This is a genomic window from Pseudomonas sp. T1.Ur (assembly GCF_023516725.1).
GTDB classification, from domain to species: domain Bacteria; phylum Pseudomonadota; class Gammaproteobacteria; order Pseudomonadales; family Pseudomonadaceae; genus Aquipseudomonas; species Aquipseudomonas alvandae.
Window position 1 is genome coordinate 5,785,921 of record NZ_JAMGSN010000001.1, and the last position, 21,873, is coordinate 5,807,793.

Here is a 21,873-nt window from a genome sequence, read left to right on the forward strand (position 1 = left end):
ACCGCGATGAGCAACGACGATCGTACCCAGTTCATGCCGACGCCCGGTGGCCGTGGCGCGGATCCGTTTCGTCCGGACCCGGCACGCCAGCAGCCGGCACCCGCGCCGGCGCCGTTGTCGATGCCGGCCGCGCCAGTCCTGACCGGCAAGGCCCAAGGCCTCAACCCGCTGGAAAGCGCCGCCGGCCCGTTGCTGGCCTTGCTGACGCGCCTGCGCAACACCATCGCCCACCCGGCGCCGGCCAGTTTGCGCGCGCAACTGTTGGCGTACCTGCGCCAGTTCGAAGAGCGCGCCGAGGCCGCCGGCGTGGTGCGCAACGACGTGTTGCTGGCTCGCTACGCCTTGTGCACCGCGCTCGATGAGGCGGTATTGAGCACGCCGTGGGGCGGCACCAGCGATTGGGGCAAGCAGAGCCTGTTGATCACCGTGCACAACGAGGCCTGGGGCGGCGAGAAGGTGTTCCAGCTGCTGGAGCATTGCCTGCAAAGCCCACGCGAGCGCCTGTACCTGCTGGAGCTGCTGTACCTGTGCATGTGCCTCGGTTTTGAAGGCCGCTATCGGGTGATGAACGACGGTCGCAGCCAACTGGAAGCCTTGCGCGAGCGCACCAGCGCGGTGATCCGCAGCGCCCGTGGCGACTACGAGCGCGAGCTGTCGCCGCACTGGCGCGGCGTCACTGTGGCCCGTGATCGACTGGCGCAATTCATGCCGCCGTGGATCGCCGTGGCCATCGGCGTGGCTTTGCTGCTGGCGCTGCTATTCGGCCTGCGCATGAAGCTGGCTTCCGACGCCGAACCGGTGTTCAAGAACATCCACTTCCTCGGTGAGATCCCGGTGCAGACCATCGACCGCCCCGTGGTGCAGCCGAAAGTGATCGAGCGTCCCCGCCTGGCCGGTTTCCTCGCCGATGAAATCCGCTCCGGCAAGGTGGCCGTGGAAGACGCCGTCGATCGCTCGGTGGTGACCATCCGTGGCGACGAGCTGTTCGCCTCCGGCAGCGCCAGCATCAAGGACGATTTCCAACCGCTGATGCTGCGCATCGCCGACGCCGTGCGCAAGGTCAAGGGCCAGGTGCTGGTGACCGGCCACAGCGACAATCGTCCGATCGCCACGTTGAGGTTCCCGTCCAATTGGGCCTTGTCCGAGGCACGGGCACGGTCGGTGCTGGACATTCTTTCGGCCAAGACCGGCCAACCCGAGCGCTTCAGCGCCGAGGGCCGCAGCGACACCGAACCGTTGGCGTCCAACGCCACGACCGAGGGACGTGCGCGCAATCGTCGGGTTGAAATCACAGTATTGGCGGAGGGGGTCGAGTGAAGGCGTTTTTCAGTTTCATGATCCGCTGGGTCATTCCATTGCTGGGGCTGATCGCCCTTAGCCTGATCATCTGGTTCGTTGGCCCGCTGCTCGATTGGCTGGTGCCGGAAGGCCGGCGCTGGGCGTTGATCATCCTGGTGTTCGCGGTGTGGATCGCCTACCGGGTGCTGCGCATTATCCAGGCCCGTCGCCAGGCCGCCGAAGTGATGCGCAGCCTGGCCGCGCAGACCCCGCCCGACCCGACCAGCATCGCCACCGCAGAGGAACTCGAAACCCTGCGCCAGCGCATGGACGAAGCCTTGGCCTTGCTCAAGAAAGCCAAGCTCGGCGGCGACGAGCGTCGCAACCTCTACGAACTGCCGTGGTACGTGATCATCGGCCCGCCCGGTTCCGGCAAGACCACCGCGCTGGTCAACTCCGGGCTGCATTTCCCATTGGCCGCGCAGCTCGGCGCCGGTGCCGTGCGCGGTGTTGGCGGCACGCGCAACTGCGACTGGTGGTTCACCGACCAGGCCGTGCTGCTCGACACCGCTGGCCGCTACACCACCCAGGACAGCGACGCGACCGTCGACAAGGCGGCGTGGCTGGGCTTCCTTGGCCTGCTGAAGAAGCAACGGGCGCGTCGGCCGATCGATGGTGCGTTCATCGCCATCAGCCTGTCGGACCTGTTGCTGGGCAGCGACGCTGAACGCGCTGCCCATGCCGCGGCGATTCGCCTGCGGATCCAGGAGCTTTACACTCAGCTGGGCGTGCGTTTCCCGGTGTACCTGATGTTGACCAAGCTCGACCTCGTGCCCGGCTTCATGGAGTACTTCGACAGCCTGAGCAAGGAAGAGCGCGCCCAGGTCTGGGGCATGACCTTCGCCCTGGACGATGGCAAGAGCAACGACAGCCCGTTGGCGCACCTGCAAAGCGAATTCACCTTGCTGGAGCAGCGCCTCAACGATCGCCTGGTCGAACGCCTGCAACAAGAACGCGACCCGGCGCGGCGCGACCTGATCTACGGCTTCCCGCAGCAGTTCGGCGCGTTGAAGGACTGCCTGCAAAGCTTCCTCGACGGCGTATTCAAACCCAACGCCTTCGAAGAGCGGGTGTTGCTGCGCGGTGTGTATTTCACCAGCGGCACCCAGGAAGGCAGCCCGATCGATCGCCTGATCGGCTCCATGGCCCAGAGCATGAACCTGGACCGCCAGCACCTGGCGCGCCAGACCGGCACCGGGCGCAGCTACTTCATCGAAAAACTCTTCAGCGCCGTGGCGTTCGCCGAGCGCGGACTGGTGGGTGTCGATCCGAAGGTCGAGCGTCGACGCAAATGGATCGCCCGTGGCGTGCTCGCGTCCACCGTCGTGTTGGTGTTGGTGGTCAGCACGTTGTGGTGGGTCAGCTACCGCGCCAACCAGGCCTACATCGCCCAGGTCGATCAGAAAGTCGCGCCGCTGGGCCAGACCGTGCAGAACCTCAGCCCGGCCCAGCGCGACGTACTCGCGGTGTTGCCGCTGCTTAATTCCGTCAAGCATTTGGCCGGCGACGCGCCCGACTGGGCCGAAGGCCTGGGCTTGTATCAGGGCGACATGCTCGAAGCGGAGTCCGGCAGCGTCTATCGCAAGCTGTTGATCGCGGTGTTCGCGCCACGCCTGCTGACGCGCATCGAAGAGCAACTGCACAGCGGCGGCAATTCGGATTTCCTCTACGAAGGCTTGAAGGCCTACCTGATGCTCGCCGACAACGAGCATTACGACGCCGACTTCATCAAGGCCTGGATCGCCCTGGACTGGGATCGCAGCCTGCCACGGGATTTGCCGGCCGAGCAGCGCCAGGCCCTGACCGGGCATTTGCAGGCGCTGTTCGAGCGGCGTCCGCCGACCGCGCGCCTCGACCCGCGCCTGATCGAAGACCTGCGCCGCCAGTTGCAACAACTGCCGGTGGCCCAGCGCGTCTACGACCGCATCAAGCGCCAGAAGCTGCCCGAAGGCATCCCGGACTTCCGCATCAACGAAGCCGCCGGGCGTGACGCCGCGTTGGTGTTCAGCCGCAAGAGTGGCAAGCCATTGGGCGAACCGCTGAGCGGGTTCTTCACCGTCAAGGGCTACCGCCAGGGCTTCTTGCTCAGCAGCCTGAGCCAGACCGGCACCCTGGCCGAAGAGCAATGGGTGCTGGGCCACGAAGAGGCCGACCAGCAGAACGTCGCCAGCCTGGCCGCCGATGTGCGTCGCCTGTACTTCCAGGACTACATGCGCCAATGGGACGCCTTGCTGGCCGACATCGACTTCGTGCCGATCACCAGCGTGGCCCAGGCCGCCGACGTGCTGCGGGTGATTTCCGGCCCGACCTCGCCGCTGAAAAAACTGCTGGTGGCGGTGGCAAAGGAAACCGACCTGCAACAGGACGAACGCCTGCTGGCCGCCCAAGGCGTGCCGGCGGAAGGTGGCGTGGACAAGCTCAAGGAGCGCCTGGGCAGCCTGCTCGGCCAGGAACAGGCGACGTCAAACGCGCCGGCGACCAGCGATGATCCGATCACCGCGCATTTCGCCGAGCTCAACAGCATCGTCAACAAGAACGAAGGCGAACCCGCTGCGATCGACGGCTTGCTGTCCGACATGAACGCGCTGTACGTGCAGGTCAGCGCCATGGTCGGTGCCAGCGGCGATGCCTTGCTCGGCGAAGCCAAGAACCAGGCGTCGGCCGCCGCGACCCGCGTCAGCCTCAATGCCGAACGCCAGCCGCCGCTGGTGCAAGGGCTGGTCAAGTCGGTGGTCAACTCCACCACCAACACCATGATGGGCGGGGTGCGCAACCAACTGAACGCCGCCTGGACCAGCGAAGTGGTGAACATCTATCGCCAGTCCCTGGCCGGGCGTTATCCGATGTCGCCGGGCAGCGCGCGGGACGCGACCCTCGATGACTTCGGCCAGTTCTTCGGCGTCGGCGGGGTGATGGACAACTACTTCCGCAAGTACCTGCAACCGTACGTGGACACCTCGACACAGACTTGGCGCTGGCAGCCGGGCGCGGCGCAGAAGCTCGGGATCTCCCCGGGGGTGCTGCAAACCTTCCAGCGTGCGGCGACTATCCGCGATGCGTTCTTCCGTTCCGGCGGCACGCAGCCGATGGTGCGCTTCGAGCTCAAGCCGGTGGCGATGGACTCGACCATCACCCAATTCCTCCTCGACCTCGACGGCCAGCAGTTGAGCTACGACCACGGCCCGAGCCGCCCGACCGCCATGCAGTGGCCGAATCCGGGCAGTATCGGCGTGGTGCGGATCTCGATCATGCCGCCGTCGTCCAGCGGTCGTTCCGGTATCACCCTGGACGGACCGTGGGCCTGGTTCCGCCTGCTGGAGCAATCGGACCTGACCGCCGGCAACTCGCCGGATCGCTTCAACCTGCGGCTGCGGGTCGATGGCGCCAGCGCCTCTTACGAGTTGCGGGCCAACAGTGCCTTCAACCCGTTCAAGAGCCGCGTGCTCAGCGGTTTCAGCCTGCCGGAGCGTCTATGAGTACGCCGGGCTTCTATGGAAAGTTGGCCAGCCGCGGGGACTTCGTCAGTCGCGGCTTGCCCCAGAGCTTTATCGGACCGTGGGATTCCTGGCTGGCGGCGGGTTTGCTCGCCAGCCAGACCAGCCTCGGCGAGCGTTGGCTGGACGCCTACCTGGTCAGCCCGCTGTGGCGCTTCATGGTCGCGCCCGGCGTGTGCGGGCCGGACGCTGCGGTGGGTGTGGTGATGCCGAGCATCGACCGGGTCGGGCGCTATTTCCCCTTGACCGTCGCGGTGTTGCTGGACCCGGAGGCGGACCCGGCCTCGGTGGTCGGCGGCGCGGACGATTGGTTCGAGCGGGTCGAGAACCTGTTGCTGAGCACGTTGAGCGTCGAGGCCAGTTTTGAAGCGTTCAACGAGCAATTGGAAACCCTGGGCAGCCCGATGTATCTGCCACGCACCCCGAGCGGTCGCTTCGCCAGCCTGCATCGCTTCGATGCCACCGACCCGCAGCGACGCATGAGCGCCCTGGCCGAGTCGGCCTGCGAAGGCGCGAGCCTGTGGTGGGGCCTGGGTTCGGAGCGCATCGCGCCCGGTTTGATGCGCTGCCAGGGATTGCCGGCGGCGGCTGATTTTGCGCAATTTTTGCTCGGCCAAGAAGGTGTTGTGTAGATGCGTCCAAGTGCCGGAAAAGCAATCAAGTCTGCAAGCAAGAGCCACGTCGGCATGGTCCGCCAGGTCAACGAAGACGCCTGCCTGGACCTGCCGGAAAATGGCCTCTGGGTCGTCGCCGATGGCATGGGCGGGCACGCGGCGGGCGACTACGTCAGCAGCCTGATCGTCGATAGCCTGCGCGGCATCGCCGTAGGCCGTTCCCTGGATGAATACATCGCGGCGCTGCAAAGCGACCTGTTGCGCGTCAACGCCGCCGTGCGCGAAGAAACCGCCAACCGGGGCGTGACCATGATGGGCAGCACCGTGGTGGTGCTGGCTGCCCGCGACCTGCGCGGCATGTGCCTGTGGGCCGGTGACAGCCGCTTGTATCGCCTGCGCGACGGCGTGCTCGAAAGCATCTCCCGCGACCACAGCTACGTCCAGGACCTGCAGGACAGCGGCCTGCTCAGCGAAGCCGAAGCCCGCGTGCATCCGCGCGCCAACATCGTCACCCGCGCCATCGGCGTCGAGGCGCAACTGAACCTGGCAATGACTGAGCTGTTGCTGGTGCCCGGCGACAGCTACCTGTTGTGCAGCGACGGCCTGACCAAGACCGTCGAGGACGAGGAAATCCGTGAAGTCTTGAGCCACGACGAGCCCGGCGAGATCGCCAGCAGCCTGGTGTCCCTGGGCCTGATGCGCGGCGCGCCGGACAACATCACCGTGGTCGTCGTGAAGGTGCCGTCATGAGCTTGACCTTGAACATTGTCATCCCCGGCTACGACATTGACGGGGAGATCGGCGAAGGTGCGATGGCCAGCGTGTACCTGGCGACCCAGCGTTCGCTGGAACGCAAGGTGGCGCTGAAAGTCATGGCTGCCGCCCTGGCCGCCGACCCGACGTTCTGCGAGCGTTTCCTGCGCGAAGGCAAGACCCTGGCGCGCCTGTCGCACCCGCACACCGTCACCATCCATGACATCGGCAATGTCGGTGAACTGTATTACATGGCGATGGAATACCTGCCCAACGGCACGCTCAAGGAACGCATCGCCGCAGGCCTGACGCCGGAGCAGGGCCTGACCTACATCCGCCAGATCGCCTCGGCCCTGGGTTACGCCCACGGGCTGGGCCTGGTCCACCGTGACGTGAAGCCGGCCAACATTCTGTTTCGTGCCGACGGCACGGCGGTGCTGTCGGACTTCGGCATCGCCAAATCCCTGGACGATCGCACCCAGTTCACCCAGGCCGGATTCGCTGTCGGCACGCCGAGCTACATGAGCCCGGAACAGGCCCGAGGCCAGGACATCGATGGCCGCGCCGACCTGTACGCCTTGGGCGTGGTGCTCTACGAAATCCTCGTCGGCAAGCTGCCGTACACCGGCAACGACGCGCTGTCCACGGCGCTGGCGCACCTGACTGAACCGTTGCCGGAACTGCCGGTGCATCATGGCCGTTACCAGGACGTGTTGCGCAAGCTGCTGGCGAAGGATCCGGCGGAGCGTTTCCCGGATGCGGCGGCGTTGCTGCGGGCGCTGGATAACCTGCCTGAAGACTCGGCGGAAGCGACGCTGATCCGGCCGTTGTCGTTTGAGCTGCCTGTCGCGCCGCCTCCGGTGGATGACTTGGCGGGCCTGACGCCCATGTCCATCGACATTCCCAGCGGGCCGGCTTACTCGCAGCCACAACCCAAACCTGTGCCGCCGTCGATCAAGCCGACACCACAATCCACGGTCTCGGAGCAACGCAAGGGCCCGGTATTCGCTCTGGCTGCCGTTGCGGTCGCCGTGGCGCTGGCGTTGGGCGGCGCGGGTTATTGGTGGTTGGCCGGCGGCGACGGCAAGGAGGTGAAGACGCCGGTGGCCAAGACGACATCGGTCAAGCCTCCGGAGGTCGCCCCACCGAAAGCCCCCGACGTACCTGCGGTCAAGCCTCCCGTCGCCCCTCCAGCCCAGCCGCCCGTGGCGACCGAGGCCGACGGCGGCCAGCGTCCGCTGTTGATGGCCGGCAAGAAAACCCTGTTCCAACGCGTGCTCAGCAAACCGGGGGCGAAACTCGCTGACGCACCGGGTGCCGCGCCGGGCAAGGCATTGCCGGCGTTTTCCGTGCTGTACGTCTACCAGCGCAAGGAGGTGGATGGCAGTGGATGGGTGCGCGTCGGCGCGGCCACCGACGGACGCAGCGACGGCTGGTTGCCCGCCGCCCAGGTCAGCGACTGGAAGCAGAGCCTGGTGCTCAAGTTCACCGAACGCTCCGGCCGTGCGCCGGTGATGTTCCTGCGCCAGCCCGGCGAGGTGGAGAAGCTGCTGGCTAATCCGTCGGCGGCCAAGAACGTGTTGCTCAAGGCCCAGCAGAGTCCCCAGGACGACCAGCAAGTGCTGGCCCTGGAACCGGCTGCCAGCGCCGTGCCGCAGAACCAGTTCTACCTCTTGCCGATCTTCGATTCCCGCGAGAGCTTCGACGACAACGGCCAGCCGGTGCAGTTGTTGAACGTGGCCTCCATCGACCCCGGCAACAGCCCCAAGGCCGCGGCCAACACGCCGATCACCACCGCCAATGCCGACGCGTTCCGCACCGCCGTGGTGTTGGTGGTGGACACCACCGTGTCCATGCAGCCCTACATCGATCAAGTCCGTGACGTGGTGCACCAGTTGCAGACCCGCATCGGCGAACGCGGCGAACTCGACAGCGTCAGTTTCGGCATGGTCGGTTTCCGCAGCAGCACCAAGAAAACCCCGGGCCTGGAATACACCGCCAAGACCTTGATCACCCTGGAACAGGGCCGCGACCCGCAACGCTTCCTGGAGATGGCGCGGCAGGTCAAGGCCTCCACGGTGTCGAGCCACTCGTTCAACGAAGATGCATTTGCCGGTGTGATGGAAGCGGTGGAGGGGATGGACTGGTCCGGTTACGGCGGTCGCCTGATCCTGTTGGTGACCGATGCCGGTGCGCTGCGCAAGAACGACCCGTTCGCCGCCACGCAAATGAACGAGGCCGAAGTGCGCCAGGCGGCGCTGGGCAAGCAGATCAAGATCTACGCGCTGCACCTGCTCAGCGACGCCGGCAAGAAGACCCACGCCGGCGCCCAGACCCAGTACCGGACCTTGACCGCCGACGCCAACCCACAGATCGGCGACCTGTACATCCCGGTGCCGGGCGCCGATGTGCGCAAGTTCGGCGAGCGCGTCGACGAAATCGGCTCGGTGTTTGCTGACCTCGTCCATCAAGTGCGCAGCAACAAGCCGCAAAGCGTGCCGCTGCTCAGCGCCGCGCCAAGCCTGGCCGACAAATCGGCAGCGGTCGGCTACGCGATGCACATGGACTTCCTGGGGCGCAAATCCGCCAGCCAGGCGCCGCAACTGGTCAGCGCCTGGACCGCCGACCGTGACCTGACCAACCCGGCGCTGCCGGCGTTCCAGGTCTGCGTGATGCTGACCAAGCTGCAACTCAACGATCTGCAACAGTCGCTGAAACTGATCGTCGACGCGGCGCGCAAGACCCAGAGTTCGCCCAAGGACTTCTTCCAGGAAATCGCCAGCGCCAGCGCCTACATGAGCCGCGACCCGTCGGCCCTGCGCAAGGGCGGCAACCTCGCCACCGGCGGGATTCTCGGCGAGTACCTGGAAGGGCTGCCGTACCGCAGCAAATCGCTGAACATGACCCAGGATTTGTGGCTGTCGTTGAGCGTGGCCGAGCAGGAGGACTTCATCGACGAACTCGAATCGAAGATCCGCCTCTACGAAACCTTCCACAATGACCTCGCCAACTGGGTGCGCTTCGGCGATGCCGAGCCGGGCGATGCGTTGTACCGCGTTCCGTTGTCGACGCTGCCGTGATGCTGAACCTGAGCGCGGTGCACAAAAGCCGGGGCGCCGGCGGCCAACGCTACAGCCTGGTGATACCCCGGCTGCAACTGCGCGCCGGTGAACAACTGGCGGTGGTCGGCCCCAGCGGCTGCGGCAAGAGCACCTTGCTGGACTTGCTGGCGCTGGTGCTGGCGCCGGATCAGGCCGGGCAGTTCGACTTCACGCCCGCCAACGCGCCGCTGGACATCGCCAAACTGTGGCGTGCGTCGCAACAAGGCACCTTGGCCGAACTGCGCAGCCGTCACCTGGGCTATGTTCTGCAAACCGGTGGCCTGCTGGGCTTCCTGGACGTACGCGGGAACATCGAGTTGTCGCGCAAATTGCTGGGCTTGAAGGATGACGGCAGCGTGAAGCGCCTGGCCGGACAATTGGACATTGCCGATCAACTGGACAAGAAACCGGCGGACCTTTCCGTCGGCCAGCGCCAGCGGGTCAGTTGCGCCCGGGCGTTGGCCCATGGCCCGCGCCTGCTGCTGGCCGATGAGCCGACCGCGGCCCTCGACCCGCTGAACGCCGAACGCGTCATGCAACTGCTGGTCACCCAGGCCCGCGAGCACGGCGTGTGCTGCGTAGTTGCGACCCATGACGAAGCGCTGGCCCGGGCCAGCGGCTTGCAGGTGCGCCGCATCAGCTGCCGCCGCGATGCCGACGGCGGCGTCACCGCCACGCTCGGGGAGGCTTGCTGATGCGCGGCGCGCTGGTGGCTTCCCTGGCCTGGCAGGATTACCGCAACGATGCTTGGCTGTCGGCCTGCTCGGTGCTGGCGTTGGTGGCCGTGGTGGCGCCGTTGCTGGTGCTGTTCGGCCTGAAGTTCGGCCTGGTCAGCAGCCTGACCGAGCGTCTGCAGAGCGACCCGGCGACCCGGGAAATCATTCCCTTGGGTGGCGGTCGCTTCAGTGCCGGATTCGTTGAACAGCTGGCGCAACGCAGTGATGTGGCGTTTGCCTTGCCGCGTACGCGGCAGATCGCGGCGACGGCGGATTTGAGCCGCGAGGCTGCCGCCGTCACGGTCGAGATGATTCCCACTGCCGCTGGCGATCCTTTGTTTGATCACCTGCCGGTGCCACAAGGCTTGGATCAAGTGGTGCTCAGCCAGACCGCCGCTGAAAAACTCGGCGCCAAGGCGGGCGATTGGTTGCAGGCCAGTATCGGTCGGCAGGTGGCCGGGCGCAGCGAGGCGCAGCGCACGCGGGTTCAGGTGTTGAACGTGCTGCCGCTGGAAGCCTTTGCGAGGGACGGTTTGTTCGCACCGTTGGCCTTGCTCGAAGCCGCGGAAGATTACCGCGACGGTCGTGCCGTGCCCGCCTTCGGCTGGCCGGGCGATGCGGTGGGCGAGGCCGGGCAGCGGGTGTATCCGGCGTTTCGCCTGTATGCGCGCAACTTGGGCGATGTCGAGCCGCTGCGCCAGTACTTCGCCGGGCAGAACCTGTTGGTGTCGACCCAGGCCCAGACCATCGCACAAGTGCAATCGTTGAGCCGCAACCTGTCGATCGTGTTCTGGATCATCGCCGGGTTGGCGTTGGCCGGCGCCTTCGCCGCCATTTTTGCCGGTGCCCTGGCGGCGGTCGAACGCAAGCGCCGTGAGCTGTCGGTGCTGCGCCTGTTGGGGGTTTCCACCGCGGCACTGTTGTTGTTCGTGGTGTTGCAGGCGCTCTACAGCGCCACGTTTGCGGCCCTGCTGAGCGCTGGCCTGTATGGCCTGGCGCAGTCGGGCCTGAATCTTTTATTTGCGCAGATGCCCGGTGAGTACGCCAGCCATCTGCTGGTGCGTCATTACACCTTGGCCCTGCTGGCCGTGCTCGGCGTCAGCGCCGTCGCGGCGGCTTGCGGTGGTTGGCGGGTGGCGCGCATCCAGGCGTCTGAAGGAATTCGCGATGTATAAGTTACTGGGCGCCGCCGTGGCGCTGAGCCTGGCCAGTCTGGTCTGGGCGGATGAGGGAGCCGACAAGCTGGACAACCCCAAGCCGTTGCCCGACGACGTCAGCCTGCCGCTGCCGTGTGAAGGGCAGATGGTGTTCCGCTACGTCTATATCCTCGCCCAGGGCACCCTGGACGACCGCGAGATCAGCCTCGGCTACCCGTTCAGCGAAGGCGAGGCGGGCTATCAACAGTCGTTCATTTCCGGCTACCGGCGCGATTTCATCAACGGCCAATTCACCCTCAAGGACCTGCCCAAGGATTGGAACAAGACCATCACGCCGTTGATGCCCAAGACCGACGCCAAGACGCCACTCAAGCCGATGCTGTATTTCATCGGCAAGTACGAAGTCACGGCTCGGCAATACGCCCAGGTCATGGCGCAGGCGCAATCCCTGGCCAGCGGCGAAACGGCACCGGCCTGCGAGGCGCTCTTGGCTGAATTGCCCCAAGGCATGGCCGGGCGCCTGCCCAAGGTGAAACTGTCGAAATTCGAGGCCGAGCGCTTCTCGGCGGTGTACAGCGCCTGGCTGATGAAATACCACAAGGACCTGCTGCCGGTGAGCGGTCGCGGTACCTCCGCCGAAGACGGCGGCCTGGGCTTCGTGCGCCTGCCCACCGAGGTGGAATGGGAGTTCGCCGCCCGGGGTGGGCAAGCCGTCAGCCGCCAGGATCTGGAAGGCCGACTCTTTCCACGACGCCTGGAAGGCAGCGAAAGCGACGGGCCGCTGGCCGATTGGGCGGTGTTCAACCAGGTCGCCGGCGGCACCGGCCAGGCCGCGCGGCTGATGCCCATCGGCACCAAGTTGCCGAACCCCATCGGGTTGTTCGACGTGGTGGGCAACGCCGCCGAGATGGTCCAGGAATCGTTCCAGTTGGTGCACGCCGGTCGCCGCCAGGGCGCTTATGGCGGCTTCGTGGTCAAGGGCGGTAATTACCTGGAAGGCGAGGGCACGCTGTTCACCGGCATGCGCCGCGAGTATCCATTGTTTGCCGCCGATGGCACCGAGCAAAGCAACGAAACCACCGGTTTTCGCGTGGCTGTCGGCGCGTTGTCGGCGCCGCGTTCGCGCTACAAGGAATTGTTCGCCCAGTGGCAGAAGGAGGGCCGACTCGCGTCCTTGACCGATGCCATCGACGACGCCGACGACCCGACCAAGCGCCTTGACAGCATCATCGCCGCGAGCACCGATCCGCGCCTGCAAGCCGAGTTGGGCCTGGTCAACGAAGAGCTCAAGCGCAACGTCTCGCTCATCGCCCAGCAACGCGAGGAAGCGGCGGGCAACCTGATCCAGTCTTCGGCCCTGGTGGCCGAGACCATCAACAACTACAACATCCGCCTGACCAATCTGCAGAACAGTCGGCAGGCGGCCCTGGACGCCAAGGACGAGGCCAGCGCCACGCTGTTCGCCACGGCCATCGACAACGGCCGCAGTGCCCTGGACGGCGCGGTGGCGATCTACATCGACAACCTGGCAACCGGCACGCGCTACACCGATGCGGTGATCCAGGCGCAGTTCCAGCGCATCAAGGAAGAGCTTGAGCGCAAACCGGTACTGGGCAAGAGCCTGGTGGCGCGTGCAACGTTATTCGTTCGTCATGTCGGGGACTATCGTCAGCAGAAACGAGCCGACCCGGCGGCGATATTGAAGGAATTGCTCGCATCGAATGCTCAGCGGTCTTGAGTGTTCGTTGTCAGCGAGCTTGGAAGGGACTCAGGCGGCGATAGGGCTGCGCTGAGCTGGTCAAAACTTAAACGAGAACACAACTATGCTTTTCTCCCGTAAACCTTTTGCTTCGGTTTCCAAGCGTCATTTGCTGCTGGTTGCTGTTGGTTTCAGCACCGTACTGACCGGCTGCGCTTCGTCGCCGACCTCCAAGGTCGCTTCGAGCACCAAGGTCGAGTACTACCCGAACTGCTACGAGCCGGTGCAGCACCTGCGCTCCACCGAAGGCAACATGACCAAGTCCGTGGTCACCGGCGCAGCCGTCGGTGCCGTGGGTGGTGCGCTGCTGGGCGCCCTGACCGCCGACAAGGAAGACCGTGGTCGCAACGCCGCCATCGGTGCCGCGGGCGGCGCCCTGGCCGGTGGTGCAGCCGGTTACTACACCGAGCGCCAGAAGCAGATCGCCGATGACAACATGCGCATCGCTTCCTACGCTGCCGACGTCAGCAAGAGCGCTTCGGACATCGACCGCAGCACCGCGTACGCCAAGGCATCGCAACAGTGCTACCAGAACGCGTTCAGCAAACTGGTTGCCGACCGCAAGGCCAAGACCGTCAACGACACTGAAGGCCGCAAGCGCCTGGCGGAAATCGTTGCCGGCCTGAAAGAGTCCAACGACCTGATCGTCGCGGTAAACGGCAAGGCGTCCGAAGACCTGAACAACTACACCCAGGCCTACGAGAAAGACCTGCAACAAGTGGGTGTGCAGCGCACTGACGTGGTGACCGTGGCCACGGCTGACACCACGCAGGTTGTGGCGGCGCAGACCAGCACCAAGACCAAGAAGAAAGTGACGCCGGCGAAGAAGAAAGAGCTTCCAGTGGTGCCGAAAGAAGCGGTCGCTACCGAGAAGACTTTGCAGGACGCCAAGGCCAAGCAGGATCAGAGCAAGCAGGTTGCCAGTGCGGGGACTACTCAGGTGAACAGCATGTGCAAAAACCCGGACCTGGGTGACTGGGCGCCGGTGCCTTGCCCGAATGTTTGATTGATTGAGTCATGGCTGCTGGTCGTTGATCGGCAGCCAGAACCTGTGGGAGCGGGCTTGCTCGCGAAGGCGTCTTTTCAGCCGGCATCCCTGTCGACTGATGCACCGCTTTCGCGAGCAAGCTCGCTCCCACAGTTGTTTTGTGGTGACTGAAATATCCGCAGCCCCCCAATCCCCTGTGGGAGCGAGCTTGCTCGCGAAGGCGTCCTTTCAGTCGGCATCCTTGTTGACTGATACACCGTTTTCGCGAGCAGGCTCGCTCCCACAGTTGTTTTGTGGTGACTGAAATATCCGCGGCACCCCAATCCCCTGTGGGAGCGAGCTTGCTCGCGATGGCGGCCCTACAGCCGGCCAGGATTTTGATCGGGTACATATCCGTTGCTGCGGTAACGGCGGCTTAGGGTTCCGCCCTTACGGCGGGTCACTTTTTTCAGACGCCAAAAAAGTAACCAAAAAGGCTTGGCCCCACCACTCGGTGCCTCGCCTAGGCTCGGCATGCCCTCACTCCGGCATTGCTCCGTGGGCCCGCCGCGATGGGCCATCCATGGCCCTGCGCGGCTATCCCGGCATCCATGCCGGGATGCCCACTCCACAATGCCTGCGTTCGGCCATCGTGGTTAACGGGGCCCGCAGATCAAAAGCAAAAGCGAGGCGGCCTTAGAGCCGAGCTGGTTCTTGGTGAGACCGCGTTTCCCTGTGGGAGCGAGCTTGCTCGCGATGGCGTCCTTACGGCCGGCCAGGATTTTGATCGGGTACATATCCGTTGCTGCGGTCACGGCGGCTTAGGGTTCCGCCCTTACGGCGGGTCACTTTTTTCAGACGCCAAAAAAGTAACCAAAAAGGCTTGGCCCCACCACTCGGTGCCTCGCCTGGGCTCGGCATGCCCTCACTCCGGCATTGCTCCGTGGGCCCGCCGCGATGGGCCATCCATGGCCCTGCGCGGCTATCCCGGCATCCATGCCGGGATGCCCACTCCACAATGCCTGCGTTCGGCCATCGTGGTTAACGGGGCCTCCAGATCAAAAGCCAAGCCGAGGCGGCCTTAGGGCCGACCTCGGTTCCGGGTGATCGCGTTTCCCCTGTGGGAGCGAGCTTGCTCGCGAAGGCGTCCTTTCAGCTGGCGTCCATGTCGACGGATACTCCGCTTTCGCGAGCAAGCTCGCTCCCACAATGGATTGGCGTCGAACTTGAGATTCGGTTCGACACAGAACCCCGTGGGAGCGAGCTTGCTCGCGATGGCGGCCTTACAGCCGGCCAGGATTTTGATCGGGTACATCTCCGTTGCTGCGGTAACGGCGGCTTAGGGTTCCGCCCTTACGGCGGGTCACTTTTTTCAGACGCCAAAAAAGTAACCAAAAAGGCTTGGCCCCACCACTCGGTGCCTCGCCTGGGCTCGGCATGCCCTCACTCCGGCATTGCTCCGTGGGCCCGCCGCGATGGGCCATCCATGGCCCTGCGCGGCTATCCCGGCATCCATGCCGGGATGCCCACTCCACAATGCCTGCGTTCGGCCATCGTGGTTAACGGGGCCCGCAGATCAAAAGCAAAAGCGAGGCGGCCTTAGAGCCGAGCTGGTTCTTGGTGAGACCGCGTTTCCCTGTGGGAGCGAGCTTGCTCGCGAAGGCGTCCTTTCAGCTGGCGTCCATGTCGACTGATACTCCGCTTTCGCGAGCAAGCTCGCTCCCACAATGGATTGGCGTCGAACTTGAGATTCGGTTCGACACAGAACCCCGTGGGAGCGAGCTTGCTCGCGATGGCGTCCTTTCAGGCGGTATTGATGTCGACTGATGCACCGCTTTCGCGAGCAGGCTCGCCCCCACACTGGATTGGCGTTGAACTGGAGATTCGGTTCGACACGGAACCTTGTGGGAGCGAGCTTGCTCCGGGCGGCGATCCGACGAAGGCGTCGGCTCAGCCTGCCTTGATGCCGGGTCTATCCCTTGGCTGCAGACGCCGCGACCCCCTTCGTTTCCAAATGATCCAACGCCCGTTCAACCAACAACTGAACCCCATCGGCCATGCGGCTGATTGCCAGGGCGACGCAACGGCGTGATTCGTCGATGTCGTCGGCCAGGTCGGCGGCGATGGTGCTGATGGAGAGCAGGTCTTCGGATGCGTTGGCGAGCAGGGTTTCGGTGTCGATGTGCGGGGAGACGATGAAGAGCTGGTCTTTATCGGGTTCCGGCGGTGAGGCGGGGTGGGGCTTGAGGTAGTAGTCGAGGGCGCGGTTGGTGGCGTCTTCGAGGCGTTTTTCTTCGAGTTTTTCGGCGCGGGATTTGTGTTCGTTTTTCGGTGGATTCGGTGAATGCTTGACCATATCTATGTACCAGAGTTGGGGTCGACATCCTTTCGCTTGCATTCGAAGAGGTGGCAACTGTGCGTAGGTGTGCAAGACCGGTCCGGTACCGCCGGCAGACCCGAGGGTCTCCCACGCACAATCGCCATAACGGACGCGAGCATAAAAAAATGCTCGATCAATAGCCATAAGCAATTGCGTACCAATCCGGACTTGCACGTCCGTGTCACCGTTTTTAGCGATGACGAACAGAGGTTAGCCGCCCTCGGGACTGCTGCCTAGTTCATGAACAGCCCTGCGTTTTGAAGGAAATGTCCGAGGGTTTGGCAGGGAAACGGATCAAAAGATCGCAGCCTTCGGCAGCTCCTACAGATATCGATGTAGGAGCTGCCGAAGGCTGCGATCTTTTTGATGTTTGATTCTGTGACTTGGCAGTCATCTTTCACGAAAAAAGACTGATCTTCCGCTAAAGCGATTCGATGATGGCGTTCCGCTGGGGAATCGCTAAACTGCGCCCGCCGTTCATTTTTCTCACGAGGCTGTGCCGATGAAATTTCGTTTCTTGTTGTGGATGCTGGGGTGGTTGATGGGCAAGGCCAGCCGCACCAACCCGGCTTTCCAACAGCAACTGGGCGACAAGGAGCTGGTGTTCCAGCTGCAAACCCTGGACGGCAAGGTTGCCCGGCATTTCACCGTGAAGAACCAGCGCATCACCAGCCAGTCGGGTGTTTATCCGACGCCTGCCTTCGCTATTGCGTTCAAGGACGCTGCCTATGGCTTCGCCACGATGCAGGCGAAGAACAAGCAGTTGGCATTCATGACGGGGATCCAGGACAAATCGATCCAGATCAAGGGTAATCCGGCGTTGGTGATTTGGTTTCAGGGGTTGATGAAGTACCTAAAGCCGAGGAAGGCCAAGAAGGGCTAACCGAGAACCCTGTGGCGAAGGCTCGGGCCGCGTTCGGACGATCTTTTGATTTTTCGCTTGAGAATCAACTGACGGAGGAAAAAAATCGCAGCCTCGCTTCGCTCGGCAGCTCCTACAGGCCGAGCGGGAGCAAGCTCCCTCACCACAAAAGCTCAGCTGTCTGCGTCGGCGGTCAATGGCTGAACTGCGAAGCCAATTCCCGCAGCAACACCTCAGCTTCAAGCACCTTGCTCACCACGTCATTGGCCTTTTCCCGAGTCAGCCCCACGCGATCGAGCAGCGCGTCGGGGATGTCTTCATCCGGGCCTGAGCCGATGCTGCGCGAGCGCAGCAGGCGTACGGCCAGGCACACCAGGTTCGGGTAGGCGGCGTATTCGCCGTCGTAGTGGGGGTCGTGCTGGAAGCGCAGGGCGGTGGCCAGTTCGTCGGGCATGTCCCAGTAGCGCATCAGCCAGGCGCCGATCTGCTCGCGGCTGATGCCCAGCAGGTGCTGTTCCACATAGCTGTGGCACAGGTGCGGATTGACCTCCAGGTGCCGGCAGATCAGTGAGAAGTGCGGCGGGAACACGTGGGCCAGCAGCAGATAACCGAAGTTGTGCAGCAGGCCCGACAGGTAGGTCAGGCCGCCTTCCGGGCGCTGGGCCCGCGGCATGGCGCGGGTCAGGCCTTCGATGACGGCGGCGGTGTAGATCGATTGCTGCCAGTACGGCGTGGTGTGTTGCGGGTGGTCCTTGGGCAGGCTCAAGGTCTTGCCCAGGGCCAGGCCCAATGCGAGATTGATTACCAGGTCGAAGCCCAGCACCCGGACGATGGCGTCTTCCACCGAGCGAATCTTGCCCGGCGACGCGTAGTACGGCGATGCGGCCCAGCTCACCACTTGCGCGGCCAGGGCCGGGTCGGTTTCGACCACGCCGGTGATGTCGTCAATGGTGGCGTCGGGGTCGACCCGCAGCTTGATGATTTTTTGCGCGGTTTCGGCCAGCGGCGGGATCTCGATGGTCTCTTCCAGGCGTTGCTGGATGCGCCGCGCGGTGAACGCCTGCACGGCCAGGGTGATTTCCTGGCGGTCGTCATGCGGGCGGTCCAGGTTGGGAGTGATGTTGCTCACCGGTTCGCCGAAGGTCGCGGCGCTGGCCTTGGTAAGCATGGTCTTGAACGCTTCGCTGGAGACCTCCAGCAGCAACCCCGGCTCGCCCGAGTTGATCAGCAGTTTGGGCTCGCGCAGCAGGCCTTCTTCGTACAGGCACGGCGAACTGGTCAGCGCGGGCAGGCCTGGCAACAGGCTCAGGCTGTGTTTGCCAAGCATGCGTTCCAGGCGCTCGGTCGGCACCGCCGTGAGCTTGCGGCCCGTGAGTTCGGCGAGGCGGTTGAGGTCCAGCAATTGGCTTTGCGGAAACAGGACCATGAGCGCGCCGACGGCGTCGTGCAACAGCACGGCCTGCACTTTGCGAGCGGGGTTGAGGCCCGGGCGCTCGACGACTTCGTCAAAGGCGATGCCCAATTTCTCGAGCAACTGCCGAATAACAGACGGAGCGTGCGGGGTTTCGGGGACGAGGGCAGCTTCAGTCATGGTCTGTATCCGTTTTCCTACAAGTGGGTCAGTATAACCAGCTTGTCTAGAAGGCGCGTCCAGAAAACTGAGCGCGTGCTCACACTTGGCCGTATTGCTGCCCATGGCGCAGCCAGCGGTCCAGCAGTGGACTGACATGATCCGGCCAGCGCTCCAGCAATGCCTGGGCGGCGTCGCGTACTGCCGGCAGCAGGTCGGCGTCGCGCATCAGGTCGGCCACCTTGAATTGAAGCAGACCCGTCTGGCGCGTGCCGAGCATTTCACCCGGGCCGCGCAACTCGAGGTCTTTTTCGGCGATGACAAAACCGTCGTTGGTTTCGCGCATGATGCCCAGGCGCTGGCGGCCGATCTGTGACAGCGGCGGGTGATACAGCAGCACGCAATGGCTGGCGGCGCTGCCCCGGCCGACGCGGCCACGCAACTGGTGCAACTGCGCCAGGCCCAGGCGCTCGGGGTTCTCGATGATCATCAGGCTGGCGTTGGGCACGTCGACGCCGACCTCGATCACGGTGGTGGCGACCAGCAGTTGCAGGGCGCCGGCCTTGAATTCGGCCATCACCGCGGCTTTTTCTGCGGGCTTCATGCGGCCATGGATCAGCCCGACCTTCAATTCGCCAAGGGCGGCGGTGAGGTCCTCGAAGGTGGTTTCGGCGGCCTGGCAGGTCAACTCTTCCGACTCCTCGATCAACGTACACACCCAGTAGGCCTGCCGCCCCTCGGCGCAGGCGCTGCGCACGCGCTCGATCACTTCCACTCGTCGGGTATCGGTGACCAGCACGGTATTGACCGGCGTTCGACCGGGCGGCAGTTCGTCGAGGATCGAGGTGTCGAGGTCGGCGTAGGCGCTCATCGCCAGGGTCCGCGGGATCGGCGTCGCGGTCATGATCAGTTGGTGCGGGCACATCCGCCCGCCGACGCCTTTCTGCCGCAGGGCCAGGCGCTGCTGGACGCCGAAGCGGTGCTGTTCGTCAATGATCACCAGGGCCAGGTTCTTGAACTGCACTTCGTCCTGGAACAACGCGTGGGTGCCGACCACCATCGGCGCGCCCTCGGCAATCTGCGCGAGAGCGGCGGTGCGGTTCTTGCCCTTGAGCTTGCCGGCCAGCCAGGCGACTTCGATGCCCAGGGGTTCGAGCCAGCGCTGGAAGGTGATGAAGTGTTGTTCGGCCAGGATCTCGGTGGGCGCCATCAACGCCACCTGATACCCGGCTTCCAGCGCTTGCAGCGCGGCGAGGGCGGCGACCACGGTCTTGCCCGCGCCCACGTCGCCCTGGATCAGCCGCAGCATTGGCTCGGGCTGGCTCAGGTCGTAGGCGATTTCATTGCCGACCCGCTGCTGCGCGCCGGTGGGCGTGAAACCGAGATTGGCCAAGTAGCGGGCCGGCAGTTTCGTCGCCTTGGGCATGGCCGGGGCGCGCAGCGAGCGCAGGCTTTCGCGCAGGCGCTGCTGGGACAGTTGATGGGTCAGCAGTTCTTCGAAGGCGAGGCGATGCTGGGCCCAGTGGTGTCCGAGGGCGAGCTCTTCCACGTCCGCGTCGGCGGGCGGGTGATGCAGGTAGCGAATCGCGTCGGCCAGCGGCGCAAGCTGGTAGTCCCGGGCCAGCTCCTTGGGCAGCCAGTCCGGCAGGCTGGTGGGGCCCAGCAGGGTCAGGGTCTGCTGGCAGAGCTGGCGCAGGCGTTGCTGGGTCAGGCCTTCGGTGAGGGGGTAGACCGGCGTCAGGGTTTCCGCCACGGGCGGCGGTTCGTCGCCGGTGATGGCGCGGTATTCCGGGTGATAGATTTCCAGCCCCGAAGCGCCGGGCCGCGCCTCACCGTAGCAGCGCACGCGGGTGCCACGCTTGAGGCCTTCCTTTTGCGCGTTGCTGAAATGATAGAAGCGCAGGCTGAGCCCGCCGGTGCCGTCCTGCAGGCGCACCACCAGGCTGCGCCGCCGGCCCATGACCACGTCGGCGCCGCTGACGGTGCCTTCCACCACCGCATCCTGCCCGGGCCGCAAATGACCGATGGGCACCACGCGGGTGCGATCCTGATAGCGCAATGGCAGGTGAAACAGCACGTCCTGGAGGTTTTCCAGGCCGACCTTGGCCAGTTTCTCGGCCATGGCTTCACCGACACCCTTGAGTGTCGTCACCGGCACTTTCGACAGCTCAGTCATGGCAACGGCTTACTTGGCGACAGGCGGCTTGGCCACGGAGCACAGGCGGATCGAGTCGGCGAGGATCTCGATGGCCTTGGGTCGCGGGAAGCTGGCGCGCCAGGCGATGGCAACGGTGCGGAACGGCACGGGGGCCGTCAGCGGGCGGACTTCGATCACGCCGGGTGAGTAATGATGGCTGTCCACCGCCGACAGCGGCAGGATCGAAATGCCCAAGCCGGAGGCGACCATGTGGCGAATGGTTTCCAGGGAGCTGGATTCCACCGTGGTGTGCTTGGCGCCTTCGCTGCCCTTGGTCAGGGTCGGGCAGGCTTCGAGCACCTGGTCGCGGAAGCAGTGGCCTTCGCCGAGTAACAACAGGCTCTTGTCGTTGAGCAGGGCGGCATCGATGGTTTTTTTCTGGGTCCAGGGGTGCTGGGCCGGCATCAGGACGTAGAACGGCTCGTCGTAGAGCGGCAGGGTCAGGACGTCGGCTTCGTTGAACGGCAGGGCGATGATGATCGCATCCAGTTCGCCGTTGCGCAGCTTGTCGCGCAGCACATGGGTGAAGTTTTCTTCGATGTACAACGGCATCTGCGGGGCGACCCGGTGCAGTTGCGGAATCAGGTGCGGGAACAGGTACGGCCCGACGGTATAGATCGCGCCGACTTTCAGCGGGGCGGTCAGCTGGTTCTTGCCGGCCTGGGCCAGCTCGCGGATGCCCTGGGCCTGTTCCAGGACCTTTTGCGCCTGGGCGACGATGCCTTCTCCGACCGGGGTCAGGCGCACCGCACTTTTGCTGCGCTCGAAAATCAGCACACCGAGTTCGTCTTCAAGCTTTTTCACACCCACCGACAGCGTCGGCTGGCTGACGTGGCAACGCTCGGCCGCGTGGCCGAAATGCTGCTCTTGGGCGAGGGTCACGATGTAGCGTAATTCTGTGAGGGTCATGGCGAAACGTCCGTGAAGTTGCGAGCCAAGCATACCGGCTGCAATCGATAGACGCA

General features: G+C 64.5%; 14 protein-coding genes. 10 read left to right on the top strand and 4 right to left on the bottom strand.

All coding sequences use genetic code 11. The annotated features are described in order from the left end of the window. The first annotated feature begins 6 nt into the window (after positions 1–6). The 9 genes from M8Q45_RS25540 (at position 7) to tagQ (ending at position 13,938) form a co-directional block, all read left to right on the top strand. Positions 7–1,317, top strand: a complete 1,311-nt coding sequence (locus M8Q45_RS25540; RefSeq protein WP_249876890.1) for a DotU family type VI secretion system protein — start codon at positions 7–9, stop codon at positions 1,315–1,317. Continuing rightward, on the top strand, positions 1,314–4,814 hold the full coding sequence (gene tssM, locus M8Q45_RS25545; RefSeq protein ID WP_249876891.1) for a type VI secretion system membrane subunit TssM: 3,501 nt from the start codon (positions 1,314–1,316) through the stop codon (positions 4,812–4,814). Before M8Q45_RS25540 ends, tssM begins: the two co-directional genes overlap by 4 nt. Next, positions 4,811–5,464: a type VI secretion system-associated protein TagF gene (gene tagF, locus M8Q45_RS25550; RefSeq protein ID WP_249876892.1), complete on the top strand. Its 654-nt coding sequence runs from the start codon at positions 4,811–4,813 to the stop codon at positions 5,462–5,464. The genes tssM and tagF overlap by 4 nt, the downstream gene beginning before the upstream one ends. After that, the gene (locus M8Q45_RS25555) at positions 5,465–6,196 is read left to right on the top strand and encodes a PP2C family protein-serine/threonine phosphatase (protein WP_249876893.1); all 732 of its coding nucleotides are present in this window, start codon (positions 5,465–5,467) and stop codon (positions 6,194–6,196) included. Then, positions 6,193–9,279 (top strand): serine/threonine-protein kinase, encoded by a 3,087-nt coding sequence (locus M8Q45_RS25560; protein ID WP_283939081.1) that lies wholly within the window; start codon positions 6,193–6,195, stop codon positions 9,277–9,279. The genes M8Q45_RS25555 and M8Q45_RS25560 overlap by 4 nt, the downstream gene beginning before the upstream one ends. After that, positions 9,279–9,995 carry an ABC transporter ATP-binding protein gene (locus M8Q45_RS25565; RefSeq protein WP_249876894.1) on the top strand — a complete coding sequence of 239 codons (717 nt, stop codon included), beginning with the start codon at positions 9,279–9,281 and terminating at the stop codon, positions 9,993–9,995. Before M8Q45_RS25560 ends, M8Q45_RS25565 begins: the two co-directional genes overlap by 1 nt. Continuing rightward, positions 9,995–11,191 (top strand): ABC transporter permease, encoded by a 1,197-nt coding sequence (locus M8Q45_RS25570; protein ID WP_249876895.1) that lies wholly within the window; start codon positions 9,995–9,997, stop codon positions 11,189–11,191. Before M8Q45_RS25565 ends, M8Q45_RS25570 begins: the two co-directional genes overlap by 1 nt. Further along, positions 11,184–12,911 carry a formylglycine-generating enzyme family protein gene (locus M8Q45_RS25575; RefSeq protein ID WP_502940462.1) on the top strand — a complete coding sequence of 576 codons (1,728 nt, stop codon included), beginning with the start codon at positions 11,184–11,186 and terminating at the stop codon, positions 12,909–12,911. Before M8Q45_RS25570 ends, M8Q45_RS25575 begins: the two co-directional genes overlap by 8 nt. Before the next feature lie 85 nt (positions 12,912–12,996). Next, positions 12,997–13,938 (top strand): type VI secretion system-associated lipoprotein TagQ, encoded by a 942-nt coding sequence (gene tagQ, locus M8Q45_RS25580; protein WP_030138253.1) that lies wholly within the window; start codon positions 12,997–12,999, stop codon positions 13,936–13,938. Positions 13,939–15,871: 1,933 nt separating this feature from the next. On the opposite strand, the gene M8Q45_RS25595 is transcribed toward tagQ, so the two are convergent. After that, positions 15,872–16,255, bottom strand: coding sequence for a DUF6124 family protein (locus M8Q45_RS25595; protein WP_249876896.1), 384 nt, complete (start codon positions 16,253–16,255; stop codon positions 15,872–15,874). 526 nt (positions 16,256–16,781) lie between these two features. Here M8Q45_RS25595 and M8Q45_RS25600 point away from each other — a divergent pair. Next, the gene (locus M8Q45_RS25600; RefSeq protein ID WP_249876897.1) at positions 16,782–17,162 is read left to right on the top strand and encodes a helicase; all 381 of its coding nucleotides are present in this window, start codon (positions 16,782–16,784) and stop codon (positions 17,160–17,162) included. A gap of 172 nt (positions 17,163–17,334) precedes the next feature. Here M8Q45_RS25600 and M8Q45_RS25605 read toward each other — a convergent pair whose 3' ends face one another. From M8Q45_RS25605 to M8Q45_RS25615, 3 genes are all read right to left on the bottom strand, one after another. After that, positions 17,335–18,732, bottom strand: coding sequence for an aminoacyl-tRNA deacylase and HDOD domain-containing protein (locus tag M8Q45_RS25605; protein ID WP_249876898.1), 1,398 nt, complete (start codon positions 18,730–18,732; stop codon positions 17,335–17,337). A gap of 79 nt (positions 18,733–18,811) precedes the next feature. Continuing rightward, complete coding sequence (recG, locus tag M8Q45_RS25610) at positions 18,812–20,887, bottom strand: ATP-dependent DNA helicase RecG (RefSeq protein ID WP_249876899.1); 2,076 nt, start codon at positions 20,885–20,887, stop codon at positions 18,812–18,814. A gap of 9 nt (positions 20,888–20,896) precedes the next feature. Then, complete coding sequence (locus M8Q45_RS25615) at positions 20,897–21,817, bottom strand: hydrogen peroxide-inducible genes activator (protein WP_249876900.1); 921 nt, start codon at positions 21,815–21,817, stop codon at positions 20,897–20,899. Positions 21,818–21,873: the final 56 nt, after the last annotated feature.

Excerpts from the sequence above, each read along its gene's own strand:
- M8Q45_RS25615 (WP_249876900.1), bottom strand. The coding sequence starts at position 21,817 with ATGACCCTCACAGAATTACGCTACATCGTGACCCTCGCCCAAGAGCAG.
- M8Q45_RS25600 (WP_249876897.1), top strand. The coding sequence starts at position 16,782 with ATGAAATTTCGTTTCTTGTTGTGGATGCTGGGGTGGTTGATGGGCAAG.
- M8Q45_RS25540 (WP_249876890.1), top strand. The coding sequence starts at position 7 with ATGAGCAACGACGATCGTACCCAGTTCATGCCGACGCCCGGTGGCCGT.
- tagF (WP_249876892.1), top strand. The coding sequence starts at position 4,811 with ATGAGTACGCCGGGCTTCTATGGAAAGTTGGCCAGCCGCGGGGACTTC.
- M8Q45_RS25560 (WP_283939081.1), top strand. The coding sequence starts at position 6,193 with ATGAGCTTGACCTTGAACATTGTCATCCCCGGCTACGACATTGACGGG.
- M8Q45_RS25570 (WP_249876895.1), top strand. The coding sequence starts at position 9,995 with ATGCGCGGCGCGCTGGTGGCTTCCCTGGCCTGGCAGGATTACCGCAAC.
- recG (WP_249876899.1), bottom strand. The coding sequence starts at position 20,887 with ATGACTGAGCTGTCGAAAGTGCCGGTGACGACACTCAAGGGTGTCGGT.
- M8Q45_RS25565 (WP_249876894.1), top strand. The coding sequence starts at position 9,279 with ATGCTGAACCTGAGCGCGGTGCACAAAAGCCGGGGCGCCGGCGGCCAA.
- M8Q45_RS25595 (WP_249876896.1), bottom strand. The coding sequence starts at position 16,255 with ATGGTCAAGCATTCACCGAATCCACCGAAAAACGAACACAAATCCCGC.
- M8Q45_RS25555 (WP_249876893.1), top strand. The coding sequence starts at position 5,465 with ATGCGTCCAAGTGCCGGAAAAGCAATCAAGTCTGCAAGCAAGAGCCAC.
- M8Q45_RS25605 (WP_249876898.1), bottom strand. The coding sequence starts at position 18,732 with ATGACTGAAGCTGCCCTCGTCCCCGAAACCCCGCACGCTCCGTCTGTT.
- tagQ (WP_030138253.1), top strand. The coding sequence starts at position 12,997 with ATGCTTTTCTCCCGTAAACCTTTTGCTTCGGTTTCCAAGCGTCATTTG.
- M8Q45_RS25575 (WP_502940462.1), top strand. The coding sequence starts at position 11,184 with ATGTATAAGTTACTGGGCGCCGCCGTGGCGCTGAGCCTGGCCAGTCTG.